Origin of the sequence: Streptomyces achromogenes (genome assembly GCF_030816715.1) — a bacterium.
GTDB lineage: Bacteria > Actinomycetota > Actinomycetes > Streptomycetales > Streptomycetaceae > Streptomyces > Streptomyces achromogenes_A.
Window position 1 is genome coordinate 3,675,499 of the sequence record NZ_JAUSYH010000001.1, and the last position, 25,003, is coordinate 3,700,501.

A 25,003-nucleotide genomic window follows, 5' to 3' on the forward strand; every position below is an offset into this window, starting at 1 on the left:
GCAAGACTTCTTCCTGGCTGGACAATGCCCGGATGCGCGGAGGCGGCCGTGAAGGCCTTCAAGAAGACCGCTGCCAGGACTGGGCACTGATGTCGCTGCGGTCTGCCTCAGCGGCAGCGAGGCCACGGCCATCCAGGACGCCTCCCGGCGGAGCCCACGTCAGCATGCCCATGAACGTCCCGGTCACTGGGAGAACCCTGTTGCCGAAGCTCTAGGGTGACACGGTGAGGGGCGAGCTGCGGGAACGATGGAGCGGACAGCCGTTATGGGCGAAATGGGTTCTCGCGGCGTACATGATCGGATTCCTGGAAGGATCCTGCGTCCACATTCTCGATCTGGCCAGTGACGGCATCCATGTCTACGCGTCGTTGCCTCAGGTTCCTGTGCAGGTGTTCTTCGTCAGCTTGGCGGTTCTCGATCCGCTGGTGGCCGTTCTGGTGGGGCTCGTGCGGCGCGAAGGGGTCTGGCTGGCAAGCGCCGTGATGGTGATGGACGTCTTCGCGAACGGGTGGGGCAACCGGCACTGGCTACAGGACGATCCTGCGAAGCTGGTGCACCTGTTGCCCATCACCCTGTTCGGACTGTTCGTCGTCGCGTGCTCGTTCCCCTTGCAACGCACGGTTACCAGGTAGGCGGCCAGGCCTCCGGTGAACATGCCGTCTGGCTGATGACTCACGCGCCGGATGAGTCCCTGCGCCCATGGCCAGCGATCACCCTGATCACCCTGATCACCCGCCGAAGCTCCCGCAGGAGCGGCCAGCCGACATCCCATGAAGCCGACCGGGTCTTATCGTTTCAAGGCCAAGGCCGTCACCCTGGCCTCCGGCGCGGCGTCATTCACCTCCCCTGAGCCCACTCTCATCGCCCGACAAACCTGTCAGGCGATTCGCCTGTTCGTCGGCCAAGACCAGCAGGTCACCGCCGTTTGACGGTTCCGTCACGGTGTGTCCTAGCTCGGCCAGCAGGCCCGAAACAGCGGCCTGTACGAGCGTCCGCATACTGTTGCACGAGGCTCCGGGCCGGTCCTTCACCAACGAGGTGAACCCGTCCGAGGCCGTCCATCCCACCAGCACGCCGGTCGGCACCGTCGTCACTGCAAGCCCGGGCCTGCGGTCCTCTGCATCCTCGCCAACGAGGTGGAACCCCGCATCGATCAAGGCGTGTCGAACCTGCACGAGGAGATCGAACCGCGCAGATGGCACAGCAGCCGCCTGCCCCCAGATCTCAAGATCAAGCGTTCCACTTGGGGAGTAGGCACTTGAGAAGCCAGAATCCGCGTCGCGTCTGCGCACATCCTGGGGCGCGGCCGTCGGCCAGGCACGTGGGAAATGATCTACGTCAGCGCGGGAAACGATCTCCGAAAGCACCCTGATGGCCCCTGCCCCAGCGAGCTCCGTCGGCGCCCCACGGCAGGACCGGCTGCCGGTGGAACTACCTCCCGCACGACCTGCCGCCGAAGTCAGCCGTCTCCTACTACTTCGCGGCCTGGCGCGAAGTACGGCGCGGACGTGAGGATCAACGTTCTGCTGCGTTGGCAGGTCCAGGAGGAGGCCGGGCGCTCGGCGGACCCGATCCTGGTCGTGATCTCAACGGTCGCTATGGGTGGCGCTGATAGGCCCATGGCGCCACGACCGCTGGTCGCCCCTCCGTTACAGCTGGCACGTGCCCGGCTATGCGCGCGCCAGGCACTACTACCATCGCGTCCGAATCCGTATACATAGACCAATACGTCAGACCGCGTTTGAGATCTCACTCTAGACGGATAGGTGACAGGGTCATGAGCGCCTGTTGTCCCAGGTAGCGCCTATGGTTCCGCCCATGAGCGTTCCCCAGGTCATCCCCATCAGGCATGAACCTGACTACCGCACGAGCACCATCGGGCGGTGGCAGGGCGGCCAGTTCTTCGCCTCGGTCACTGCGGCCTTCCCCGAGGGCTGGAGCGGCGACGACTGGCAGTCCCAGAAACGTTGGTGTGCCGTGCTCCATCGGTTCGACGGGGCTGGCCGGCACCTGGACTCGCGTATCCAGTTCACCGGCACCACGGCGGACGGCGAGAAGAAGGCGATCGACGCAGCCCGGCTGCTGCTTGCCCAGTGGCTGGACGCTCTGCCGGAGCGGCAGTACCAGGACATTGCGATCGCGCCCTTCGAGGTCCGGTTCGAGGGAGCCCTGTTCGGCCTGGTCGTGGAGGAAGACGTGGACGAGGAGGATGACGGTGTGTGGGTCGAGTTCTATCCCGACGGTCTGGGCTTCAACGCGCCCTGGGACGGTTGCTACGACACCTGAGCCGAGCCAGCGAGGAGCCGCGGACCGCTCCGGACGGCTGCCCGGCCCCGGGAGAGCCGGCGCACCATCACGCCGATCATCGCCCAGCGGATCATCGTCTCCGCGTAGGCCGGGTTGGTCTCGTAGTCCCGTGCAAGACGTCGGTGTGCGATGAGCCACGAGAAGGTGCGTTCGACGGCCCAACGCTTGGGCTGGACCCGGAAGCCGCGCTGGCCTGGGTCTTTGCGCACGATGTCCAGCTCGCGTCCGAGGACATGGGCGGTCCAGTCGACCAAGCGGCCGGCGAAGCCCTGGTCCGCCCAGATCTTCTGAACACTCGGGTGGTCGAGCCGGGTCCACAGCAGCGAGCGACGGGCACCGTCGCGGTCCTGGACGTTGGCCGCGACGACGTGCACGGCCAGGAGGAGGCCGAGGGTGTCGGTGACGATGAACCGCTTGCGGCCCTTCACTTTCTTCCCCGCGTCGAAACCCCTGGTTGCGGCCAGGACGGTATCTGCGGTGCGGACGGACTGGGAGTCGATCAGCGCGGCAGTCGGTTCGGCATTCCTGCCGTCGGCTTTGCGAACCTTGCCGCGCAGGGCATCGTGGATGCGCTCGACGGTGCCGTCGTCGTGCCACCAGGTGAAGTACCAGTAGGCGGTGGGCCAGGGCGGGAAGTCCTTCGGCAGCTGCCGCCAGGCGCACCCGGTCCGGACCACATAGAAGATCGCCTCCGCGATCCGCCGCCGCGGATGCTTCTCCCGCCGCCCACCCTTCGGTCCCACCCTCGCCGCTGGCAGCAACGGCTCGACCAGCGCCCACTGCTCGTCCGTCAAATCCGACGGATACCCACCCACGGCACCACTCACGCAGGGCTCGCCTCCCGACCCAAGGTACGGCAGATCTCCAACGCGGTCTCAGGCGGTATTACCACAACCCCTACGTCCAAGCCTGCTTCTTCGGCGACGCCGGGAATGGATTGGTTGCATGAGCGACCAAGGCTGCCCACCGGTCGTGGTACGCGGCCGGTATAGGTTGCGGCACGGGCATAGCGGCCCGCCGCTGGCAACGGTAACCCAAGCCCGCACACTGGCAGTTGGCCGCGTGACTCGTAGATCGCGTTCTGACATGGCGGTCCGCGGCTGGAGCTGGAGAGGACTGAGCAAATGAGGAGTTCACGACGGATGAGTGACCGGCCAAAGTCGGGAGAAAGTAAACTCCAAAATTATGTCGGAGTGGGTTTCTGCATTGTATCCATGACGGCTATTGGGGTCATTTTTGGGCGCAGCCTTCCTGTGTGGGCGCCAGCGGCCTTCGGGGCGGCGATCGGCTATGCATGCTGGCTGGCGTACCGTTCGTGGAGGAGGAAGATATCCCCTTCGAAGTGACGAATCCGGAACGCCGTACCCGCGCCGGTGCCGCTGGCGACACCGGCGCCGTGGCGATGATGCCAATCAAAGCCAGCGCTACGCGCTGAACGAGCCTGCCGGGCGTGGCTGTGCGGCCACGCCCGGCAGCCTCTTCCTGTTCTTTCTACTGCCGTTTCCCGCTGCCTTCGGGGGGTGCCTCTATGTCCTGCCTGCGCTGGTCATGCGACGGCTACTTCAGCAGGGCGGGGTTCGTAGAAGGTGCCGCCAGGCGCTGATCTGGGCTTCTGGCCCGGCGTTGTTCGTGGACGGCGCGGAGCGAGCGGGCCAGGGAGGGGATCACGATGTCGAGAGTGCCGGTGCCCGGGACGACGACGGTCTGCTCGTCGAGGGCGTCGAAGACCTCGTCGATCAGCCTGGCGGCCATGCGCAGGGCTAGGACTTTTCTCGTTTTGGCTTTCATACGGACAGCGGCCGGCGGCTGGGCGATCGGCTATGGCGTAATCGTCCCGCTTCACACCTTGAGCACTTGCTCAAAGCAGCGCCGCAAGCGCATCAGAAAGCGCTGGTGTGCGCCTCCCACCTGTTGTGGAAGCCCGACGACCAGCCGCCGCTATGAGGCATCGTGCTTCCTCTGCCGAAGGGCCACTGCGCCCACCATCGAGAAGACCACGAGCAGCACGCCGCCTGCGCGGAGGGGGCCAACCAGCCACTCCGACCGGCGGTCTGCAAGGTCGAAGCCGCCGAACGCACCGACTGCGCAGCCTGTCAGCACGAAACCGACGGCGGAGCAACGCATCAACCACACTGGGGCGCCTGCCATCAAACCGCGGACCCTCTCCGGCCAGCGCCAGGACCAGCACCCTGTACAGACGATCAGTACTCCCGCTACCAGCAACACCCCGTCACCCACAACCTCCCACATTCTCCCTCCCCTTCTGCCGCGGCATCCCATGAGGAACGCGGCTGGCTCACCCCGTCGCCGAGCCGACTGACAGCCTCAAGCTCCTTGGCTTAGTTCCCGTGAGTTGCCCGGTTGTAGAGCCAGAGTGCGACGATCGGCGCGATGGGGTAAGCGGCCGCCGACCACGGCTGGGACACCCAGTGCTGGGCGGCTACCACCAAAGCGGCGAGAGCCAGCCAGCTGAACGACAACCACGGCCGCTTGACCACTATGCCGCAGGCTGTCCCCGAGCGGCCACCGAAGCTCTGTCTGCACGCTGGTCCGCCCGACCGCGCTGATCCCATGGCCGTACCTCAGGCACTCGTAGGCATGAGGCCCCGACTGAGTCACGGACCAGCCCCGTGGTTCGGCTCGTCATACGGCGTCGACAGCAGCTGATTGGTTCTCGATCCATGCCAGCCCTCCGAGGTCCAGTCGGCGGCGGGCGCGAGTGACGGCGACGTAGGCAAGGCGTGCGTCCGTGTCGCTCACCGGTTCTGGGATCGGACGGCCGCTGTCGTCCAGCTGGTCGCTGTCCGGCGGTGGGGGAAAGTCGTCGGCGATTCTGACTTCGGGCCACTCCCGGCCTTTTGCCTTGTGAGCGGTGGAGACCGTGACTTCGGCATCGTCTTCGTCGGTCAGCGCGTCGACGGCAGCGATGATGGCCTCGGGCCCGTGGGTGTCGACAAGCTCCACGAACGGCTGGAGATCTCGGCCGGCGGGATCGTATTCCGCGTACTCCTGCAGCTCACCCCATGAGGCGAAGAGCACCAGTTCGGGGTGGGAGGTGTGCCGGCCGTCTTTTAGGTCCCGGGCGGCGAGGGCCAGCGCGTTGAGTGTCTGTCCTCCCCTGGTCAGAGCCACCCGCCGGCCGGCTTCCAGCTGCCTCATGACTTCGGTCATGGCGCCGATGTTGGTGCGGCACAGCACTGCGTCCGGACATGCGACCAGTCCGACCTTCGTCGGAATGGTCTCGGTGCCGGTCAGCCGAATCGGTGCGTCGGTGAACGCGAGCCACCGGTTGGCTTCTTCGGCGAGGAGCGGGCCAAAGCGGAAGGAGCGGGTCAAGGTGAGGTGGGTGGCGTCGAAGCCGGTCATCACGTCCCGGGCCCCGCGCCACCCGTAGATGGCTTGGGCGGAGTCGCCGACCATGACCAGCTGGGCGTGACCTCGTTGAGCCGCGAAGACCTGCTCGAGGACGGGGTTGGTGTCCTGGGCCTCGTCGAGGAAGAGGAAGTCGGCCTCGATCTTCGGCTCGGTCAGGGCCCACATCTTCAAGTAGTGGTCGTGCTCAAAGCGGACCACGCCTTGCTCGGGGTTCTGGAGATCGGCCCAGGCCCTCTGTGCGAACGGCATGACCTCGTCGGCAAGTTGGGAGCGTTCGTCTGGCCCCTCAATCCTGCGCAGGGACGGTACGTGATGGGGTGTCAGATCTCGGTCGGCGGACTGGCAGAAGCGGGTCACAGTGCGCAGCACGGCGTGGGACAGAGTCCTGGGGCCGATCTCGTGATTGCCGATGCGGACGGGTGAGCTGATTCCGAGGGCGTGTCCGATCCGCCATGCGGGCTGGCGGGGACAGTTGAGACGGCGTGCGTAGCGGTGACCGAGGGCGGCGTAGGCCGTGGCGTGGGCCGTCTTGCACAGCACGGAGTGTGGGAAGCGGACCGCGGCATCGCGCGCGATGTCCTTGTTGAAGGCGAGATAGCGGCCATGGCGTCCAGTACTCGCAGCGAGCAGGCCCAGTGTGCTGGTCTTGCCGGTGCCGGCACCCGCCTGCAGTACCAGGTGGTGACCGTCGCGGAAGGCATCGATGGCGTGGGTCTGTTCGTCGGTGGGCGTCTGCAACAGGTGCTCCGTGGAGGACATGGGTTAAGGGGCGGTGTGAGAGAGGTCCGCGCCGTAGGAGTGAGAAGAGGCCGGGTGAAGGATGCGGAGCAGGGCCCGGGCCGTGCAGGCCAGTACCTCATCAGGGGCGTGGTGGACGAGGAGGCTCTCAAGCTGCCCGGCCAGCTGACGCGTGCGGGCCTTCTCATTCCGTTCAAGGGCCGCTACGACGGCTCGACCGAGGAAGTCTGCAGGCTTCTGCCGTCGGGCTGCCGCTGCCTCGCGAATCGCAGAGCATGTGGTCTCAGGAAGAGCGAGGTTGAGCAGGACCTTGCCAGAGTGGTCGGGGTAGTGAGTCGTCAGCACGTCGATGGGTAGTAACCGATCGAGGTCGTGACGAAGGGACCGCAGTGCGCGTCCAGGCGACTTGGCTCGGCGCACGGCCATGAGGCGGGTGCGGTCAGCGTTCGCCGCGAACGGCACCGCACGGCAGGCTCGCCGCAGCTCTCCGCAGGTGGCGGGCCTTGTCAGGATGATTTCGACGGCATGCTGCCGCTTCATCGCGGGGTCGCCTCCCGCGGATCGCCGTGCGGTCCCGGCCTACGGCCGCGGGTCGGCAGCCGAGCGTATACGTGGGCGTGGTGGATGAGCGGGTCGAAAGGTTCCCAGTCGGTCATTGCGAGGTCAGCCGCCGTTGGAGCAGCGGCATGCCGCGGACAGCGCTGTGTGCGCCAGCGCAACTGCTCGGCGTAGGGCAGGCAAGAGAGGTCATACAGAGCCATCGCCTCGGATGGAAGGGCTAGTTGCCCTTGGGTGGCTGTTGCCGGGACCAGGCTCCAGACTCCCGCCGGGCCGCCCGGAGCGAGCATCCTGGAGGCACAGCGGTCACGATGCCGTGTCTGGGCGACACACTGGATCTCGTCCACGGGACGTGCGGCGAGGTAGCGGACGTACAGGATCTGGACGATGGGCCTGGCTGGTCGACATGCGTCCTGCCGCTCGGCCGGCCGGTCCGAGTCTGGGGTTGGAGTGAAAGCACCGGCGTCCGTCAGGCGGCGCGTGTTCACAGCCAGCGCCCGACGCAGCCCAGTCAGCGCGGGAGCGACGACGGAGGCGGAATCGCGGGCTGGGCAGACGACGGCGTGCGCCAGTCGGCACCAGGCGGTGCCGTCTCCGGCGGGATGCGCGAGGCCGGAGCTGACATGCCAGCGGTGGGAGGCGGGCACCTCGGCCGCAGGCAGCTCCCTCGGGTGCAGGCGGACGGGACGGTCACGGACGCGGTGGTACCACTCGATCGGATTGCCGCACTCGCGGCAACGGGCGCGCTGAGCACAGCGCAGAAGCCGGGTGGGACTGTCGGTCTCGACACGCAGTGACCGTCGCGGGTGGGCCTGAAGGGGACTTCCGTCCCAATGCCGGAGTGCAGATGAGGGGCGCATGTGGGGGAAGGTGCCAGGCAACACGCCGCGCGGGCGACGTCCCGGCCGATACGTCCACCGAACGGCCCCATGCGGGGCGACATGCATTCGGATCTTCGCTCAGGGGTTCACGCTGGGCCGCCTGATCGAGTGGTTCGCCGCGCGGGCCCCGAAGCCTGTCAGTCGCTCGCCCGGGGAGGGGGTTCGTGCCCACGACAGAGGGCCCCGAAGAGCTCGTCGAGCGGAGTGCTGAGCGCGTGGGCCAGGGCGTGCCACGTCTTAAGGGTGCCGATGGTGCGACCTTGTTCGATCTCGATCAGAGTCCTTCTGGCCAGGCCGCTCCGGGCGGCCAGCTCGTCGTACGTCCATCCCCGCGCCGCACGCAGCCGGGCGAGCTCCAGACGCAGAGCCTCGAAGTCCGGATCGGGCGGGAAGATCGTCACCCGACCATCCGACGGTGCAGACACCTGCCCTGTCAGTGCAGACCTCTGCCCTATTTCCGCCCGTCAGCAACCAAGCAAAGGGCAGAAGTCTGCACTACCGTGTGCGGCCGATCCCAGCCCGACGGGGGCCGGCGCGGAAACGACAGGAGGAGCGCACGCGCCATGAGGCTCCACTTCGCCCACTCCAAAGTGCGACGCACCTGGACAGTGGAACTTCGCCCGCAGCCTGGCGGCCCAGTCCTCGTGTGCCAGCACTGCACCCACAGCGGCCGACCGGTCAACGGCCCCTCGGCCCGGGCCGAGCTTATGGCCCACCTCGCTCAGCACGCCCGCGGAGCTCCCCTGCCGACCCACCTGCGGACCTGTCAGTGTCAGGAGCGGGGCTGCTGCTGGCACCGCCGCCACCGGGGATGTCAGGGTCCCATCCTGCTCCTGCTCGCGCGCGAACGTGGCGGACGCCTGTGGCGGCTGACTGACGCATGCACGGCCTGCGCCGCAGCCACCCCGGAGGCCGCCGTAGTTCCCGACACGATCCTGACCGCGACGACATCACCGACCAGCCGCACGAACGCTCGACCCAGACCACGCCCACCCAGAGGGCCCGGCAGCCAATCCCGCGTACGCGAGATACTCAGCTACCTCGCCGCCGCCCTGCCTGCGGACACGGGAGCCGCCGCCCGACTGATCGCGTTGCAGTGCGCGCTGCGCATGAATGATTCAGCTGAGGTGCACTTCCCCCACGGTCTGCTGCGAAGCCTTCGTTTGGGAGCGTCCACGGATCCGTGGGTGGAGCTCAAACAGGCATGGTGGTTGCGCGTGCTCCCACACACTTCGCCAACTGACCGTCGTGTGGCGAGAGTGCAACTGCTCGACAGGGGCTTGCTCTCACAGCACCCGGCGCGGCCAGACCGGCTCCGCGCCGCTGACTGGGCCCTGCGCCTTACCTGCTCCATCCGTGCGCATTCCAAGCCTTCGCCTCGGCTCGTGACTCTGTGTCTCGCGGCTCACTCTGGTCCGGGAGGACTACATGGGACGGCCGAAGTAGAGCAGTTGGCGCGAGAATGCGGGCTTCCTAGCTCCACATTCCTTGCCGTAGTGAAGTATCTGACAACGAAAGAAGTCCTAAGTGAATGGACCATAGGGAAATCAGCCGAAGATCTACATTGGACGCTGGTGTCAGCATTTCAGGGCATTGATTCAGAGCAGTGACAGGATCATCGAAGATTTTCGATCAGGGAGGCACATCCCCGTTACTCCGGCGAGCACTCTGGAAGTTGAGAGAGAAGTTTCTCTAGCTTCGCTTTCAACGGCGGCGAACTTTCGCTCCGCGGCAACGCACCGATTCCAGGTCTGAACTGGCGCGGGACGCTGATCCGGTTTCGATGAGCCACTCTGCGCGCTGCAATCGGGCTGACATCTTCTGCTCCGTCGCGATGTCCCCGGCAAGTACCGTCCGTAGGCGCCCGTCGAATGTGCGATAAAACGCCGGTTGTACGTCGTCTCTGCGAGTTCGAGTCCCTCTGCACGTACCGGATGGCAGCACTGACGTCGCCTTCACTGTCAAAGATGTCGGCTCAATTGGGCCCACCCGGACTGGCCGCAGCGATATGAGCCGCCACGCCAAGATTGACAGCCCCGCTCGCCTGAAGCTTGGGGCCTGAGGTCACGGCCCGACAGTCAGGGTTGCTGCACCTGAAGGCCACCCTGGCCGCGAGTGCATCCTTGACCGGCTTGGTAAAGTAATCCCGCCTCTTCTTGACTGGCTCTACACCTATGTGGACCACCCCCGTCGGAATACATGCTGACCACACTGCGGCTGCCTATAACCCAATGCTAGAGGCAGCCGCAGAAGCGAGTTCTCGCGCGCGACATCCCGGCCATGAGTCAGCTGACGAGACCGAGATTGATCAAACGGAAGCCCATCGCCGAATCACTGACCTCAAAGAGTGGGGCCAGGGCGGCAGCGCAACCATCCGGGTCTTGTCGCACTGCCGCAGGAAGCCGCTGAAGCTCCGACCGGACGAGATCAGCGGGCATCAGCAGACTGGCCGCGAAAGCGTTCGCTTCGATCTCCTCACGGTCGGTCGCCATGCTGGAGGTCTTGTCCCGAAGGTTCACCCGCACAGGCCGGTCCAGCACGACTTCACGCCCTGGGTGCAGGAGCAGGTGCCCGAGTTCATGACCGATCGTGAACCTCTGGCGATGAGAGGAGTGCGCATCGTTGACGCCAACCACCGGCGACTGGCCATCCTGGCGTACAAGCATCCCGGAAACATCCCCGTCCCGGAACGCGCTCCGGGAGATCACGACACCTAGGTGGACAGCCAATCTCTCTACATTCACCGGAGCCGCAGTCTCACCCGCCTCTGCGAGAAGGCGACTGGCAGCTTGTTCTGCCCGTCTAGCCATGTCCTGCCTCCCTCCGCACCTTGGCCAATACGCTCTGCGCCCAATCGCGCGCATCTTCCGGCAACTCATCCAGGACGTCCGAGCGTCCGCCAGGAGCCGGCAGGAGCGACTCAGGCTCCACCTGGAGCACGTCAGCGAACTCGAAGAGCATGTGCAACGCGACCCTCTGACGCCCCTTCTCAATGTTGCTGATCGACGTGCGATTCAGCCCCACGGCGCTCCCCAACTCCTGTTGGTTCATCCCTAGAGCGGCACGCGCCTTCCGGACCCGCTCCCCGAACCTCTCGTAGAACCCGTCCATCTGTTCGCATCCTCTCGCACTCACAGCCCGAGTTCCAGTCTCACAAACACTGTTGCTTAGAATGGATTCCATATGGTTCGCTAGACTGGAATCTGGAGGGTCTGAGCAGGAGAGAGGTACCGATGGTTCGAAAGGAGTCCCTTGCGCAGCTCCTCGACGAAGGACGCCGCAAGATCCAAGTGACCGACGAGGAACTCGCCGAGGCCAAGCGCCGCCGCAGACTCCTCGCTGGGTCCGTGCGCCGAGCCTTCTCGGGCTCCACCACCTACTTCAATGGGAGCGTCGCGCACGGTGACGCCAACACGCCCCTGACCGACGTCGACCTCGGCGTCGTCCTCACGAAGAAGAGCGCCGAACCGTACGGCCCCGGCAAGAAGAGCGCCCGGCCCTTGATGGAGATCGCCCGCGACGCCATCCGCGAGGATCTCGAGGACGAGTTCCCCAAGCTCACCATCGAAGTCGAAGGTCGGCGCCGCGCCGTCCTCGTTCGCTTCGGTGACCCGGTCACGCCGGGGCAGGACGACTTCACGGCGGACGTGATGACCGCGATCCCACACCCCTCGGGCCGTGGGCTGTACATCCCGAACACGAAGATCGCGGACCAGTGGGACCGTGCCGATCCGATCAGGCACACGCGGATGGTGCTCCAGGCCATTGAGGACACGAGGGTGGTCTTCGCGCGTACGGTCCGGCTGCTGAAGCACTGGAACGGCACCCACAGCAAGCCCATGTGCTCCTGGAACATCAAGGCCCTCTGCCTCGGCTGCCTCGACGAGCCCATGCCGCTGATCAACGCGCTGCAGATCTTCTTCACCTACGCGGCGGACGAGATCGACAAGGGCCCGACGCCCGACCCGGCCCACGTGGCCGGCCCGATCCCTCTCAACATGCCGCGCACCGAAGTGCACAAGCGGCTCTGCATCGCCCGGAAGTACGTCGCACTCGCGATCGAGCACGAGAAGGCGGGACGCCCGCTCAGCGCGCAGCACGCGCTGCACCAGGTCCTACCGGAACTCGTGCCCGACGCGGACGGCACGCAGGAAGAAGCCGATCGCCTTACGAGGACCGTCCGCTCGGGCGGCACGGCCGCTACCGGTCTCGGACTTTCCACGGGACTCGTCACCCCGACCCGCGCCTGGGGAGATTGACGTCATGTCGGTCTGGTACGGGGCCCAGCCGGTGTGGTGGGCTCCACTCGAACGAGACGCCCGGCGACATTTCGGCAACGCTCTCCGCCACGCCTACCGCCGCGACTCACTGACGTACGAACTCGCCGGACTCGACGTCACAGGCGAACCCGATTCGATCGACGTCCAGATCCGCTTCTACCAGAACCCGCCCTACCCGACCTACGGCCAACTGCCTCAGGACTTCCCACGCGTTCACGCCAAGCCTGGAGCCCCGTCCAAGCACCGGTACTCGCGCGACGCCGCCCTCTGCCTCTGGTATCCGCTCGATCCGGAGGAACGACGCTGGACGAGTTCGAAAGGACTGCTGGACCTCATCGAGATAGTCCGCACACACTTGTTCCTCGAACACTACTGGCGGCTCACCGGCGGTGAGCACGGCGGCCAGTGGCTGGTAGAGGATGCGCCTCACGGCATGCCGGAGAGTGGTGCGTGGCGATCATCGCAGCGGCACAAGCGACGGACACCGGCTGGACCTGGGCCCAGACCACCGCGCTGATCGTCCCCTTCATCGCCCTCTTCGGCGCCTTGCTGACGTACGCCCTCAACCAACGGGCCGTACGCAAGGAACACCGGGCCGAGACCTTCGCCGAGGCCCTGACAGCGGTCGAGGAGTACCTGGAAATGCCGTACCGGATACGACGCCGCCCCGAGTCCTCATCCGCCGTACGGCAACAACTCACCGACGAAGTCAGCGGACTACTGGCCCGCATGGCCTTCCATCAAGCCTGGCTCCAAATCGAGGCATCGGCCGTCGCGGGCCCGTACGCGACCCTCGTGGCCACCGCGCGAGCGGAAGCCGGCGCGCAGATGAGCCTGGCATGGCAGCAGCAGCCGATCACGACCGACAACGGAATGAACCTTGGCGCGGCCTATCCCCGGGATCGATCAAACGAAGCTCGGGCAGCCTGCATCGAAGTGATGCGCCGTCACCTATGAAGACATGCCAAGGCCGTTCCCCTCGATAGGCGCTGGTCAGCCCACTCTCATTTACAGCGACCCGAACTCGCGCCACTTCGATGTTCATCTAAGTGATAGTGGGCAGGTCAGAGGCCTTGTCAACTCTCGTTTCCAGCGGCGGCTCTCACCCGTCCGCCGGATCAGTCGGCTCGGACAGCTCGGACCGGACAGGCCGCCAGGCGGGTCAGGCAGAACAGGCCGCCAGGCGGGTCAGGCGGAGCGCCGCAGGCCCCAGGTCTGCAGGGCGTAGGGCCGCCCCTTCTCCTCCCCCTCGATCAGCGGGACGTCGAGCAGGCGGAAGCCCGCCCTGGTGGCCACGGCGACGCTCGCGGCGTTCTCGGCCTCCACCTCCAGGACCACCTGTGCCACGTCCAGCCGCTCGAAGGCGTACGCGGCCATGACCCGCACCGCCCGCACGGCCAGCCCCCGGCCGCGGTGCGCCGGGCCGACCGCGTAACCGATCTCCGCGCCCTCGGCCGCCCGGCGCAGCATCACCTCGCCGAGGGGCGCGTGGCCGTCGACGGTGATGGCGAGCAGGACGGTCGTGCCCTCCGCCCGCAGCCGACGGGCCCGGTCCAGCCGCGCGCGGGCGGCCGCCGCGTCGAAGGGGGAGACGATCGGCGTCCAGTAGGCGATGTCGGGGTGGTCGAACAGATCGGGCATCGCCGCCAGGTCCGCCTCCGTCCAGTCACGCAGGACGAGGTCCTCGCCCACGAGCTCGATCCGGTCGGGAAAGGACGGCGTGCTGCTCATGGTGGAGGACCTCCCGGGCCTGTTCAGGACGGAGCAGCCTAACCGGGGACTGACCCCCTGTGCAGTCGCCGGTCGGCCGGATCCCGGCGGCGGCGTCGGCCTCACGCCGCGGACGCGTCGCCCGTGCACGGACGGGACGCCCCGGCGGCCCCGACCCCGGAGACGGGGGCTATCCCCAGTGCGACGGGCGGGCGCGCTCTCTAGCCTGGTGCCCATGACGGGACGGGAGACCACCATGGAAGCGCGGGACACGGACCTGAAGAAGGACCTGGACGCCACCCTGCAGACCCGCAGGGAACTCGGCGAGGAGTACGAGTCCGCGCTGGTGGAGTCGTTCCTGGAGAAGGTCGACCAGCGCATCGACGGCGCGGTGGAGCGCCGGGTGCGGCGGCAGTTCGCGGAGCGGCAGATGGCGGCGGCCCGCGACTCCCGCTCGCCGAAGGCGACGGACTCGTGGGGCGAGCGCTTCGGCTTCGGCATCGTCTCGCTGGTGCTGGCGGTCCCGCTGTCCGCGATCGGCGTGGGCGTCGAGGGCCTGCCGGGCCTGATCGTCTCCTGGGTGGGCATCGTGGGCGTCAACGTGGTCCAGGCCGCCCGCAGCAACCCCGGTCTCTTCGTCGGCCGGCGCCGCTCCTCCAAGGACGGCGACTGGGAGGAGTGAGCGGCGCCACGAGGCGTCCTCGGGCCGAGGGCGTGCGGGGGGAGACGTGAGGCGAAGGCCGTGCGCGGGGACGGCAGCGCACGGGGAAGGTGACGGCGAAGAGGTGTGCGCGGGGACCGCCGCACCCCCGTTACCGGGGGGCGGGACGACGGCGGTCCCCGCGAGGGACGCGGGCCGGGTCAGGCCGGGTCGCCGCGTCCGTGGCGTCGGTGGAAGGTCCGGGAGCCGCTCCGGAGGTCCGTGACGCCGTTTCGGTGCCGGCCGGGGAGCCGCTCCCTGCCGACATCCACAAATATGCCGGACGCGTGTTAACCGGGTGCTGCGTGGACGTGACGCGCGCGTACCACTTCCGCGAAGTCCACCACTTCGGTGGGGAAACGGAAGTTCAGCGCCCCGAGGGGCCGTTCACCGCAGGTTTCCCCGCAATCACGGCCCCCGTCACGCAAACGTCACTTCCCGCCCTTGGCCAGGAAGGCCAGCAGGTCCTGGCGGCTGACGACCCCGGTGGGCTTGCCCTCGACGAGGACGATTGCCGCGTCGGCCGTGCCGAGCACGGACATCAGGTCGCCGACCGGCTCACCGGAGCCGACCTGCGGCAGCGGCGCGGACATGTGCTTCTCCAGCGGGTCGCCGAGGGAGGCCCGCTGGGTGAACAGCGCGTCGAGCAGCTCCCGCTCCACGACCGACCCGACGACCTCGGCGGCCATGACGTCGGGGTGCCCGGCGCCCGGCTTCACGATCGGCATCTGCGAGACGCCGTACTCGCGCAGCACCTCGATGGCCTCGCCGACGGTCTCGTCCGGGTGCATGTGGACGAGGGACGGGATGGCGCCGTGCACCTTGTCGTTGAGGACGTCGGCGACGCGGGCGCTGGGACCCTCGTCCTCGAGGAAGCCGTAGTCGGCCATCCACTCGTCGTTGAAGATCTTGCTGAGGTAGCCGCGGCCGCTGTCGGGCAGCAGGACGACCACGACGTCGTCCGGGCCGAGCCGCTCGGCGACGCGCAGGGCGGCCACGACGGCCATCCCGCAGGAGCCGCCCACCAGCAGGCCCTCCTCCTTCGCGAGCCGGCGGGTCATCTGGAAGGAGTCCTTGTCGGACACCGCGACGATCTCGTCGGCGACCGTGCGGTCGTAGGCGGTCGGCCAGAAGTCCTCGCCGACGCCCTCGACGAGGTACGGCCGGCCGGACCCGCCGGAGTACACGGACCCCTCCGGGTCGGCACCGACGACCTGGACCCGGCCCTCGCTGGCGTCCTTCAGATAGCGGCCGGTGCCCGAGATGGTGCCGCCCGTGCCGACGCCCGCCACGAAGTGGGTGATCCGCCCCTCCGTCTGCTCCCACAGCTCGGGGCCGGTGGAGTGGTAGTGGGAGAGCGGGTTGTTCGCGTTGGAGTACTGGTCCGGCTTCCACGCGCCCGGCGTCTCACGCACCAGGCGGTCGGAGACGTTGTAGTAGGAGTCCGGGTGCTCGGGGTCCACGGCGGTCGGGCAGACGACGACCTCGGCGCCGTAGGCCCGCAGCACGTTGATCTTGTCCGTCGACACCTTGTCGGGGCACACGAAGATGCAGTGGTACCCCTTCTGCTGGGCCACGATGGCGAGCCCGACACCGGTGTTGCCGCTGGTCGGCTCGACGATCGTGCCGCCGGGCTTCAGCTCCCCGCTCTGCTCGGCGGCCTCGATCATGCGCAGGGCGATGCGGTCCTTCACGGAGCCGCCCGGGTTGAAGTACTCCACCTTGGCCAGGACGGTCGCCCGGATGCCCTTGGTCACGCTGTTGAGCTTCACCAGCGGGGTGTTGCCGACGAGGCTGATCATCGAGTCGTGGAATTGCACCGTTGTCTCCGGTTGCTTTCAAAAACAGTGGTCGTAGTGGTGCCGCCAGAGTACGGGGCGGGCTCTGACCGGAGCGGCATGTTCACACCTCGTCGAGATTGGGCGACCGTCCGTACGGGGCAAGGAGTGGGTGTACGGACACGAGGAGGTGGCGTCGAGGGATGACGAGCATGTCGAGGGCGAGAGTGGCCCGGCGCATCGCGGCCGGCGCGGCCTACGGCGGCGGCGGACTCGGGCTGGCCGGCGCGGCGGCGGCCGGCCTGGTGCTGGCGGAGATGCGCCTGGCCCGGCGCCAGGTGAACAACGGGGCGCATCCGCACGTCCCCCAGGCGGACGGCCGCTACGGCATCGCCTATGACGCCCCCGGGCCCGGCAGGGAACCGCTGCGGCTGACCATGCTGGGCGATTCCACGGCGGCAGGCCAGGGCGTGCACCGCTCGGGTCAGACGCCGGCGGCCCTGCTGGCCTCGGGGCTGGCGGCGGTCGCCGAACGCCCCGTGGAGCTGCGCAACGTGGCGCTGCCCGGGGCCCAGTCCGACGACCTCGACCGCCAGGTCGCGCTGGTCCTGTCGGACACCGACGGGGCGCCCGACGTCTGCGTGATCATGATCGGCGCGAACGACGTGACCCACCGCATGCCTCCGACCCGCTCGGTGCGGCATCTGTCCGCGGCGGTACGGCGGCTGCGCACGGCCGGTGCGGAGGTCGTCGTCGGCACCTGCCCGGACCTGGGCACCATCGAGCCGGTCCAGCAGCCCCTGCGCTGGCTGGCCCGCCGGGCCTCCCGCCAGCTGGCGGCGGCCCAGACGATCGGCACGGTCGAGCAGGGCGGCCGCACGGTGTCGCTGGGCGACCTCCTGGGCCCCGAGTTCGAGGCGAACCCGCGCGAGCTGTTCGGCCCCGACCACTACCACCCGTCGGCGGAGGGGTACGCGACGGCCGCGATGGCGGTCCTCCCCACGGTCTGCGCGGCCCTCGGCCTCTGGCCGGCCGACGAGGAACGCCCGGACGCCTCCCGCCACGAGGGCTTCCTCCCGGTCGCCCGGGCGGCGGCGGAAGCGGCCTCGGAGCCCGGTACCGAGGTGACGGCCGCGATGCCGACGGGCCCCCGAGGCCCCTGGGCCCTCCTCAAGCGCCGCCGGCGGCGGCGGGTGTCGGAATCGGAGCCGACCTCCTCGACGAACGCCTGACCCCCCGGCGACACCCACCCAGCCACCTCGCCGACCCGCCATCCCGCCACCTCGCCGACTCGCCATCCCGCCGACCCGCCATCCCGCCGGTCCGCCTATCCGCCTATCCGCCTATCCGCCGGCCGGAGGCTCGGCCCACCGATCAGCCCGTCCGGCGTTTGAGGACAAGGCCCCTTCAGGGCCGAAGGGGGGGTCTGGGGGAGCGGCCCCCCAGCAGCCCCCAGGGTCCGGCGCCCCACCCGCACAATTCCGCCCCTACCGCCGGAGGCAAAAGCAAGCGCTTAGTAAATTGCGGTCAGGGTCACACCGCCACCCCCGTGACCCAGCCCATACGTACGGGTAACTTCCCAGGAAGCCGTCCCCGTCAGACGCCGTACGAATCTCGCCAATGGAGCCGTGATGCCCGAAGCCGTCATCGTCTCGACCGCCCGCTCGCCCATCGGCCGCGCTTTCAAGGGCTCCCTGAAGGACCTGCGCCCGGACGACCTCACCGCCACGATCATCCAGGCGGCCCTCGCCAAGGTCCCCGAGCTCGACCCGAGGGACATCGACGACCTGATGCTCGGCTGCGGCCTGCCCGGCGGCGAGCAGGGCAACAACCTCGGCCGGATCGTGGCCGTGCAGATGGGGATGGACCACCTCCCCGGCTGCACGATCACCCGCTACTGCTCCTCCTCCCTGCAGACCAGCCGGATGGCGCTGCACGCCATCAAGGCCGGCGAGGGCGACGTCTTCATCTCGGCGGGCGTCGAGATGGTCTCCCGGTTCGCGAAAGGCAACTCCGACAGCCTGCCGGACACCCGCAACCCGTTCTTCGCCGAGGCGGAGGCCCGCACCGCGGCCGTCGCGGCCCAGGAGGGCACCACCTGGCACGACCCGCGCGAGGACGGCCTCGTCCCGGACGCCTACATCGCCATGGGGCAGACGGCCGAGAACCTCGCCCGCGTGAAGGGCGTGACCCGCCAGGACATGGACGAGTTCGGCGTCCGCTCGCAGAACCTCGCCGAGGAAGCCCTCAAGAACGGCTTCTGGGAGCGCGAGATCACCCCGGTGACGCTCCCCGACGGCACGGTCGTCTCCAAGGACGACGGCCCGCGCGCCGGCGTCACCCTCGAGGGCGTCCAGGGCCTGAAGCCGGTCTTCCGCCCCGACGGCCTGGTCACCGCCGGCAACTGCTGCCCGCTGAACGACGGCGCCGCCGCGGTCGTCGTGATGAGCGACACCAAGGCCCGCGAGCTCGGCCTCACCCCGCTCGCCCGCATCGTGTCCACCGGCGTCTCCGGCCTCTCCCCCGAGATCATGGGCCTCGGCCCGGTCGAGGCGAGCAACCAGGCCCTGCGCCGGGCCGGCCTCACCATCGACGACATCGATCTGGTCGAGATCAACGAGGCGTTCGCCGCCCAGGTGATCCCCTCCTACCGCGACCTCGGCATCGATCTCGACAAGCTGAACGTCAACGGTGGCGCCATCGCCGTCGGCCACCCCTTCGGCATGACCGGCGCCCGCATCACCGGCACGCTCATCAACTCCCTCCAGTTCCACGACAAGCAGTTCGGCCTGGAGACGATGTGCGTCGGCGGCGGCCAGGGCATGGCCATGGTCATCGAGCGCCTCAGCTGAACCACCCCTGAGTGACCGCTTCGGCACCAGCTGTGACGAAATGGCCCGGAGTCCGGAAAGCACCCGGACTCCGGGCCATTCTGTGATCCAATCTCCCCCAGGATGTGACCTATCTCCCTCCCCGGAGGGGTTCACCCAGCTCAGCGCCTTTCGGCGGTAAACCGGAGGACCAAAGTCCTGCCCGTTTCGTGACGTTACGCACTGACAGCTGGATAGTCCGCCCTTCAAGCTGATGTAGGAAGTCGGGGGTCGACTTGAAACCGGGAGTACGTCAGTGAGCGCCATGCCGATCGCCTTGCTGGTCACCACGGCCGCCACGGGCGCCGTGGGCGTCGCCGTCCTGCGCACCCTCATGCAGTTGCGCCGACAGGTCGCCGCCCTGCACCTCCAGCTCGCCAGGAACGCCGAGGACGCCGCGGCGGACCTGCGCGGCTTCGTCCCGGCCGCCCGCACCACCGCCGACGCGGCGGAGATACGCGCCGCGGTCGCCGAGGCGCTCGCGGAGGAGCGGGAGCGGGAGCTCGCCGAGGCGCGCGCGTTCTGGGCCGCCCAGGAGGCGCGTGACGCCTCCGACGCCCCGTCGCTGCTGGGCCTGCCGGACAGCGAACTGTTCCTGCCCCGACAGGCCGACCTGCTGGGCCTGGAGCCGCTGGAGTCGGTCGCCGAGTCGGCCGCGGACGCCGACGAGTTCGCCGGCGAGCTGGCCGGGGACATGGCCGGGGAGTCGCCCGAACTGGCCGCCGCCCGCCGCCGTCACCCGTCCCACCCCGACTTCGTGCCGGTACAGTCACCGGTCGCGAACGACCACGAACGCACGGTCGCCGCTCTCGAGGAGCTCGCCTCGGCGCAGATCGAGCTGACCGACGTCCGGCCGGGCCCGCTCGGCACTCTCGACGTCTACGTCTTCGCCGACGGCACCACGCTCTGCATGACCCCGGGCCACCGCGAGACGGCCGAGCGGCTCTCCGCGGCCCTGACCGCGGGCCAGACGCCGTTCCTGCTGGGCGGGTCGGGCATCTCCGGCGCCTACACCCTGACGTTCCAGTGCGGCGGGGACAACGTCTACATCCTGGCGGACCGCGTCATAGCGAGCCTCTGAGCGTCCGGCGGGTCCCGGACGTCACACGCCCGCCCGCTTCTGCGCCTGCGCCACCAACTCCACCGCCTCGTCGACCTGGCCCTCGTCCGTGAGCACGAGGGCCAGGTCGTGCGCGGCGACGGTGATCTGGTCGGCGGCGGCGAACATGCCGGCGTCGGGCATCTCCCGCAGGGGTGTTCCGGGCTCCTCGATGAGCTGGGTCCGCCGGGCCATCTCCCGCGCCAGGGCCAGCGCCTCGGCGGCCGCGCCTCGCTGCAGCCGGCTCTGCGGGGCGGCGCGCAGACGATCGGCGAAATGATCCACCGCACGGGTCAGGGACGTCGTATCAGCCACGCCGCGAGACTACGCGTCGCAGCGGGACTGTTGCCAACGGGCGAACAGTCAGGCACGGTGACCTGAGGACCGGCTTACATCCCCTTTGCTACCGGAGGCGCCGATGTCCCATGTCCTCTCCGAGGAGACCCACCGCAACATTCTCGCCCGCATCCCCCATTGCACCGGTCGTGAAGTCGCCGACTGGCTGCGCACCGTCGACGAAGGCCCCGCTCTCCGCTTCGAGGAGAAGGTCAGCTGGCTGCGCGCCGAGCACAACCTCGCGTACGGCCACGCCAAGGCGATCATCCACGAGTACGACCTGAGGAGGGCCGCGCGCAAACTGCTCTAGCGCGCACGCGACACACGGCGAAGGGCCCCGGGATCGATGATCCCGGGGCCCTTCCCGCTGTCGTGCGCCGACGCTCGCGCGCCGCCGGTCAGCGGCTCCTGACTCAGTCGCTGTTGAGGATGGACAGGAGCCGCAGGAACTCCATGTAGATCCACACCAGCGTCATCGTGAGGCCGAAGGCGGCCAGCCAGGCCTCCTCGCGCGGGGCGCCGTAGGCCACGCCGTCCTCGACCTGCTTGAAGTCCAGAGCGAGGAAGCAGGCGCCGAGGATGATGCCGATGATGCCGAACACGATGCCGAGGCCGCCGCTGCGGAAGCCGAGGCCGTCACCGCCGCCGAAGACGGCGAACAGCAGGTTCACCATCATCAGCAGGACGAAACCGATCGCGGCGGCCATCACGAAGCCGTAGAAGCGACGGTTGACGCGGATCCAGCCGGCCTTGTAGGCCACGAGCACGCCGGCGAAGACCGCCATGGTGCCGAGCACCGCCTGGGCGACGACCCCGTCCGCGATGTAGGTCGAGACCGCGCTGGAGATCACGCCGAGGAAGACGCCCTCGAAGGCGGCGTACGACAGGATCAGCGCGGGCGCCGGGCGCCGCTTGAACGACTGGACCAGGGCGAGCACCATCGCGACCAGGCCGGCGCCGATGGCGATGCCGTACGACTTGCCGATGTTGGCCTCGTCGACGGGCAGCAGCAGCCACGACAGGATCGCCGTGACGACCACGGTGCCGAGCGTGGTCGCGGTGCGCGCGACGACGTCGTCCATCGTCATCCGGCCGGTGGCGGCCGGGGCCTGCGGCGGGGCGCCGTGCTGCAGGTCCTGCTGGGCGTAGGGGTTCTGCGCGTACGGGTTGCCGGCCGGCTGGGCGTACGGGTTGCCCTGCTGCGTGCCGACTGCGGGTCCCCCGGCCTGCGGCGCGGCGTTGAAGCCCGCGTAGCCGTTGTCGCGGCTGAACCCCCGTCGCGAGAAGACCGGGTTTCTGCTCCTCATTGCACTCCTCCGTGGCCGCACTGCGCGGCCTTGAGCTCAAGGGTAATGGGTAGGCAAAGGATTGACCCTAGTGCTTGGGGAGGATCTTTCCCTCTTGTTGCTGCGCAACACGCTACGTGCCCTCGTGATTCCCGGCACGGAAGGTCCCCGATCATGACCAAGCCGCGACATGGCCGGTATCGCACGGAGACCGGAGGGGCCGCGGTGTTCGGTCATTCGAACGAGAACCCGGTGTACCCCTCGGCGAGGTCGGTCTCGGCGGCCCGGGAGGAGGCGATCCGCTCGAGACGGGCGAGCTGCAGACGGCCCTCGAAGGGGTCCGCGTCCGGGGCGGGGTGCAGCAGGGTGGTCATGTCGTAGGAGAACCGCTCGGCCTGCCACACGCGCCGCAGACAGGTCGCGGAGTAGGCGTCCAGGAGCGCGGACGATCCCGTCTCCCGCCGGTGGGTCAGCGCCCTGGCGAAGGTGACGACGTCCCCGACGGCCAGGTTCAGCCCCTTCGCCCCGGTGGGCGGCACGATGTGGGCCGCGTCGCCGGCGAGGAAGAGCCGCCCGTGCCGCATGGGCTCGTGGACGTAGGAGCGCATCGGGGTGACCGACTTCTGGGTGATCGGCCCGCGCTCCAGCCGCCAGCCGTCGTCGGTGGCGAACCGCCGCTCCAGCTCGTCCCAGATCTCCTCGTCGCTCCACGACTCGGCGTCCGTGCCCTCGGGCACCTGGAGGTACAGGCGGGAGACGGACGGGGACCGCATGGACAGCAGCGCGAACCCGCGGTCGTGACGGGCGTAGACCAGCTCGTCGTGGGAGGGCGGCACGTCGGCGAGGACGCCGAGCCAGCCGAACGGGTAGGACCGTTCGAAGGTGCGGCTCGTCTCGGCCGGGACGGCCTTGCGGGCGACGCCCCAGAAGCCGTCGCAGCCGACGACGTAGTCGCACTCCAGGACGTCCTCGACGCCCTGGTGGCGGAAGCGGACGCGGGGGCGGTCGGTGTCGGCGTCCTCCACGGCCAGGGCCTCCGCCTCGAACAGCAGCGGGCCGCCCTCCTTCAGCTGGAGGGCGATGAGGTCCTTGCACACCTCGGTCTGGGCGTAGACGGTCACCGACCGGCCGCCGGTGAGCGCGGGGAAGTCGACGCGATGGCGGCGGCGGTCGAACCGCAGCTCTATGCCGTCGTGCCGCAGGCCCTCGCGGTCCATGCGCTCCCCGGCTCCCGCCGCGCGCAGCACGTCCACCGTGCCCTGTTCCAGGATCCCGGCGCGCTGGCGCTGCTCGACGTAGGCGCGGTCACGGCTCTCCAGCACGACCGAGTCGACGCCGGCGTTGTGCAGCAGACGGGCGAGGAGGAGGCCGGCGGGGCCGGCGCCGACGATGCCGACGGTCGTGCGCATCGGGCGATTCCCTTCGAGGGCGGGACGAGGTTGCCGGTACAGGCTGTCCGTACGTTGTTCGCGCAGTGAAAATTTCTTCACTTCACGATCCGGGTCCGAGTCTGCGCCCTCCTTCTTCGGGTGTCAACGGTCGACGACCCCGGCCCACGAATGACCGGGAGGCGCCGGTACCGGACCCGGGCCCGGCATTGCTACGGAGAAAGGGGACCGAAGGTGCATCAGGGGCCGAACACGCATCAGGGGCCGGCCGGCCGTGACCGGCGACCCCTTCGCAACCCACCGTCTCCAAGCGTCACGCACGGTGACCGCGGAAGTGCCCAGAGCCGGACTTGAACCGGCACGCCCACGAAGGGGCAGCGAGGTTTAAGCTCGCCGTGTCTGCATTCCACCATCTGGGCAGGCCCAAGGCTCCGCTGGAGCTTCCGACCCTATCGGGATCCGTCCCCCGAACAGCGGACGAGCAGACCTCATGTTGTCTTATTTTATTGATGTCTGAGGGTGCATCAGTACACGGCACCGGCCATCCGCACTTGCCAGTAGCGTGGCGCGCGGAAACCGCTTGCGTATGCGGAATGACGGAATTTCACCGTCCGGACGAGGTTGCTCCACCGGTTCTTGACACATCGTCGCGCCGCCGAGCCCCGCGGAACCGCCTCCCACGACCGTCTCCGTAAGCCGGCTCGCGGGCCTCTCGGGGGCCTCTCGCGGGACCGCTCCTCAGGGGCCCGGGTCATCCCCAGGTATGACATCGCGGCTCCTGGTCCGTCCGGAGTCTGCCCTCAGAACCGGAACAGCGGCTGACTACACGGCGCCGGGCGGGCGGGACGATGGTCCAGTCCCCCGGAACCATCCACCGTCCCGTCAGGAGCCCGTTTCCCGTGACCACCAGCCCCCTCGCCGAGCGGACCACCGCCGTGGCCGCGCGCGCCACGGACCTGTCGAAGATCTACGGACAGGGCGAGACCCAGGTGGTCGCCCTGGACCGGGTGTCGGCCGACTTCCGGCAGGCCGAGTTCACCGCGATCATGGGGCCGTCCGGCTCCGGCAAGTCCACTCTGATGCACTGCGTGGCCGGGCTCGACACCTTCTCCTCCGGCTCCGTGCGCATCGGCGACACCGAGCTCGGCTCGCTGAAGGACAAGCAGCTCACCAAGCTCCGCCGGGACAAGATCGGGTTCATCTTCCAGGCGTTCAACCTGCTGCCGACGCTGACGGCCCGCGAGAACATCACGCTCCCCATGGACATCGCGGGGCGCAAGCCGGACAAGGAGTGGCTGGAAAAGGTCATCGCCATGGTCGGCCTCGCCGACCGGCTCGGCCACCGGCCCTCACAGCTCTCCGGCGGTCAGCAGCAGCGGGTCGCCGTCGCCCGCGCCCTGGCCTCCCGGCCGGACATCATCTTCGGCGACGAACCGACCGGCAACCTCGACTCGCGCTCGGGCGCCGAGGTGCTGGGCTTCCTGCGCAACTCCGTGCGGGAGTTGGGGCAGACCGTGGTCATGGTGACCCACGACCCGGTGGCAGCGGCCTACGCGGACCGGGTCGTCTTCCTCGCGGACGGACGCATCGTCGACGAGATGCACGGCCCGACCGCCGAGTCGGTGCTCGACCGTATGAAGCGCTTCGACGCCAAGGGCCGCACCAGCTGATCCCGGTCCGGGACCACCACCGGCTGA

At 68.5% G+C, this 25,003-nt stretch carries 23 protein-coding genes, 1 tRNA gene and 1 pseudogene; 11 read left to right on the forward strand and 14 right to left on the reverse strand.

From position 1 onward, the window contains the following. Positions 1-224: 224 nt before the first annotated feature. Positions 225-632, forward strand: coding sequence for a hypothetical protein (locus QF032_RS16405; protein WP_307056331.1), 408 nt, complete (start codon positions 225-227; stop codon positions 630-632). Positions 633-833: 201 nt separating this feature from the next. Here QF032_RS16405 and QF032_RS16410 read toward each other — a convergent pair whose 3' ends face one another. Further along, positions 834-1,175 carry a hypothetical protein gene (locus QF032_RS16410; RefSeq protein ID WP_307056332.1) on the reverse strand — a complete coding sequence of 114 codons (342 nt, stop codon included), beginning with the start codon at positions 1,173-1,175 and terminating at the stop codon, positions 834-836. Positions 1,176-1,818: 643 nt separating this feature from the next. Here QF032_RS16410 and QF032_RS16415 point away from each other — a divergent pair. Then, a complete protein-coding gene (locus QF032_RS16415) occupies positions 1,819-2,286 on the forward strand; it encodes a hypothetical protein (protein WP_307056333.1) in 468 nt (155 codons plus the stop codon). On the opposite strand, the gene QF032_RS16420 is transcribed toward QF032_RS16415, so the two are convergent. The 3 genes and pseudogenes from QF032_RS16420 to QF032_RS16430 form a co-directional block, all read right to left on the reverse strand. Next, complete coding sequence (locus tag QF032_RS16420; protein WP_307060282.1) at positions 2,274-3,167, reverse strand: IS5 family transposase; 894 nt, start codon at positions 3,165-3,167, stop codon at positions 2,274-2,276. The genes QF032_RS16415 and QF032_RS16420 overlap by 13 nt on opposite strands. Before the next feature lie 754 nt (positions 3,168-3,921). Next, positions 3,922-4,068: pseudogene (locus QF032_RS16425) on the reverse strand (IS110 family transposase); the annotation flags it as partial. Between the two features lie 882 nt (positions 4,069-4,950). Then, positions 4,951-6,420, reverse strand: coding sequence for a UvrD-helicase domain-containing protein (locus QF032_RS16430; RefSeq protein ID WP_307060284.1), 1,470 nt, complete (start codon positions 6,418-6,420; stop codon positions 4,951-4,953). A gap of 75 nt (positions 6,421-6,495) precedes the next feature. On the opposite strand from QF032_RS16430, the gene QF032_RS16435 reads away from it, so the two are divergent. Beyond that, positions 6,496-6,777 (forward strand): hypothetical protein, encoded by a 282-nt coding sequence (locus QF032_RS16435; RefSeq protein WP_307056334.1) that lies wholly within the window; start codon positions 6,496-6,498, stop codon positions 6,775-6,777. Between the two features lie 179 nt (positions 6,778-6,956). Here the strand turns inward: QF032_RS16435 and QF032_RS16440 are convergent, their stop codons facing one another. From QF032_RS16440 to QF032_RS16455, 4 genes are all read right to left on the reverse strand, one after another. After that, positions 6,957-7,925 (reverse strand): DUF6083 domain-containing protein, encoded by a 969-nt coding sequence (locus tag QF032_RS16440; protein ID WP_307056335.1) that lies wholly within the window; start codon positions 7,923-7,925, stop codon positions 6,957-6,959. Positions 7,926-7,996: 71 nt separating this feature from the next. Further along, on the reverse strand, positions 7,997-8,260 hold the full coding sequence (locus QF032_RS16445; RefSeq protein ID WP_307056337.1) for a helix-turn-helix transcriptional regulator: 264 nt from the start codon (positions 8,258-8,260) through the stop codon (positions 7,997-7,999). A gap of 1,884 nt (positions 8,261-10,144) precedes the next feature. Then, positions 10,145-10,738, reverse strand: coding sequence for an ImmA/IrrE family metallo-endopeptidase (locus QF032_RS16450; RefSeq protein WP_307056339.1), 594 nt, complete (start codon positions 10,736-10,738; stop codon positions 10,145-10,147). Beyond that, a complete protein-coding gene (locus QF032_RS16455) occupies positions 10,662-10,970 on the reverse strand; it encodes a helix-turn-helix domain-containing protein (protein ID WP_307056341.1) in 309 nt (102 codons plus the stop codon). The genes QF032_RS16450 and QF032_RS16455 overlap by 77 nt, the downstream gene beginning before the upstream one ends. Positions 10,971-11,092: 122 nt before the next feature. Between QF032_RS16455 and QF032_RS16460 the strand changes: the two genes are divergently transcribed. Continuing rightward, positions 11,093-12,118 carry a hypothetical protein gene (locus tag QF032_RS16460; protein WP_307056343.1) on the forward strand — a complete coding sequence of 342 codons (1,026 nt, stop codon included), beginning with the start codon at positions 11,093-11,095 and terminating at the stop codon, positions 12,116-12,118. A 471-nt stretch (positions 12,119-12,589) separates the two neighbouring features. Continuing rightward, positions 12,590-13,096, forward strand: coding sequence for a hypothetical protein (locus tag QF032_RS16465; RefSeq protein ID WP_307056345.1), 507 nt, complete (start codon positions 12,590-12,592; stop codon positions 13,094-13,096). Positions 13,097-13,327: 231 nt separating this feature from the next. On the opposite strand, the gene QF032_RS16470 is transcribed toward QF032_RS16465, so the two are convergent. After that, entirely contained in the window at positions 13,328-13,870 is a 543-nt protein-coding gene (locus QF032_RS16470) for a GNAT family N-acetyltransferase (RefSeq protein ID WP_307056347.1), read from the reverse strand. 235 nt (positions 13,871-14,105) lie between these two features. On the opposite strand from QF032_RS16470, the gene QF032_RS16475 reads away from it, so the two are divergent. Beyond that, positions 14,106-14,531, forward strand: a complete 426-nt coding sequence (locus QF032_RS16475; protein WP_307050130.1) for a hypothetical protein — start codon at positions 14,106-14,108, stop codon at positions 14,529-14,531. A 449-nt stretch (positions 14,532-14,980) separates the two neighbouring features. Here QF032_RS16475 and QF032_RS16480 read toward each other — a convergent pair whose 3' ends face one another. Next, entirely contained in the window at positions 14,981-16,369 is a 1,389-nt protein-coding gene (locus tag QF032_RS16480) for a cystathionine beta-synthase (RefSeq protein WP_057578588.1), read from the reverse strand. Positions 16,370-16,530: 161 nt separating this feature from the next. Here QF032_RS16480 and QF032_RS16485 point away from each other — a divergent pair, with 161 nt between their 5' ends. The 3 genes from QF032_RS16485 (at position 16,531) to QF032_RS16495 (ending at position 20,278) form a co-directional block, all read left to right on the forward strand. Continuing rightward, a complete protein-coding gene (locus tag QF032_RS16485) occupies positions 16,531-17,559 on the forward strand; it encodes an SGNH/GDSL hydrolase family protein (RefSeq protein WP_307043539.1) in 1,029 nt (342 codons plus the stop codon). A gap of 399 nt (positions 17,560-17,958) precedes the next feature. Then, positions 17,959-19,179 carry an acetyl-CoA C-acetyltransferase gene (locus tag QF032_RS16490; RefSeq protein WP_307043541.1) on the forward strand — a complete coding sequence of 407 codons (1,221 nt, stop codon included), beginning with the start codon at positions 17,959-17,961 and terminating at the stop codon, positions 19,177-19,179. 283 nt (positions 19,180-19,462) lie between these two features. Continuing rightward, complete coding sequence (locus QF032_RS16495; RefSeq protein WP_307043543.1) at positions 19,463-20,278, forward strand: hypothetical protein; 816 nt, start codon at positions 19,463-19,465, stop codon at positions 20,276-20,278. Positions 20,279-20,299: 21 nt separating this feature from the next. Here the strand turns inward: QF032_RS16495 and QF032_RS16500 are convergent, their stop codons facing one another. Then, positions 20,300-20,611, reverse strand: coding sequence for a hypothetical protein (locus QF032_RS16500; protein WP_173985633.1), 312 nt, complete (start codon positions 20,609-20,611; stop codon positions 20,300-20,302). Positions 20,612-20,714: 103 nt separating this feature from the next. Between QF032_RS16500 and QF032_RS16505 the strand changes: the two genes are divergently transcribed. Beyond that, entirely contained in the window at positions 20,715-20,942 is a 228-nt protein-coding gene (locus QF032_RS16505) for a DUF4287 domain-containing protein (RefSeq protein ID WP_020128488.1), read from the forward strand. 103 nt (positions 20,943-21,045) lie between these two features. Here the strand turns inward: QF032_RS16505 and QF032_RS16510 are convergent, their stop codons facing one another. The 3 genes from QF032_RS16510 to QF032_RS16520 form a co-directional block, all read right to left on the reverse strand. Continuing rightward, on the reverse strand, positions 21,046-21,939 hold the full coding sequence (locus QF032_RS16510; RefSeq protein WP_306951772.1) for a Bax inhibitor-1/YccA family protein: 894 nt from the start codon (positions 21,937-21,939) through the stop codon (positions 21,046-21,048). A gap of 212 nt (positions 21,940-22,151) precedes the next feature. Continuing rightward, positions 22,152-23,327 (reverse strand): 4-hydroxybenzoate 3-monooxygenase, encoded by a 1,176-nt coding sequence (locus QF032_RS16515; protein ID WP_307056349.1) that lies wholly within the window; start codon positions 23,325-23,327, stop codon positions 22,152-22,154. A gap of 314 nt (positions 23,328-23,641) precedes the next feature. After that, positions 23,642-23,725 (reverse strand) — tRNA-Leu (locus QF032_RS16520). 480 nt (positions 23,726-24,205) lie between these two features. Between QF032_RS16520 and QF032_RS16525 the strand changes: the two genes are divergently transcribed. Next, the gene (locus tag QF032_RS16525) at positions 24,206-24,976 is read left to right on the forward strand and encodes an ABC transporter ATP-binding protein (protein ID WP_306951768.1); all 771 of its coding nucleotides are present in this window, start codon (positions 24,206-24,208) and stop codon (positions 24,974-24,976) included. Positions 24,977-25,003 lie beyond the last annotated feature (27 nt).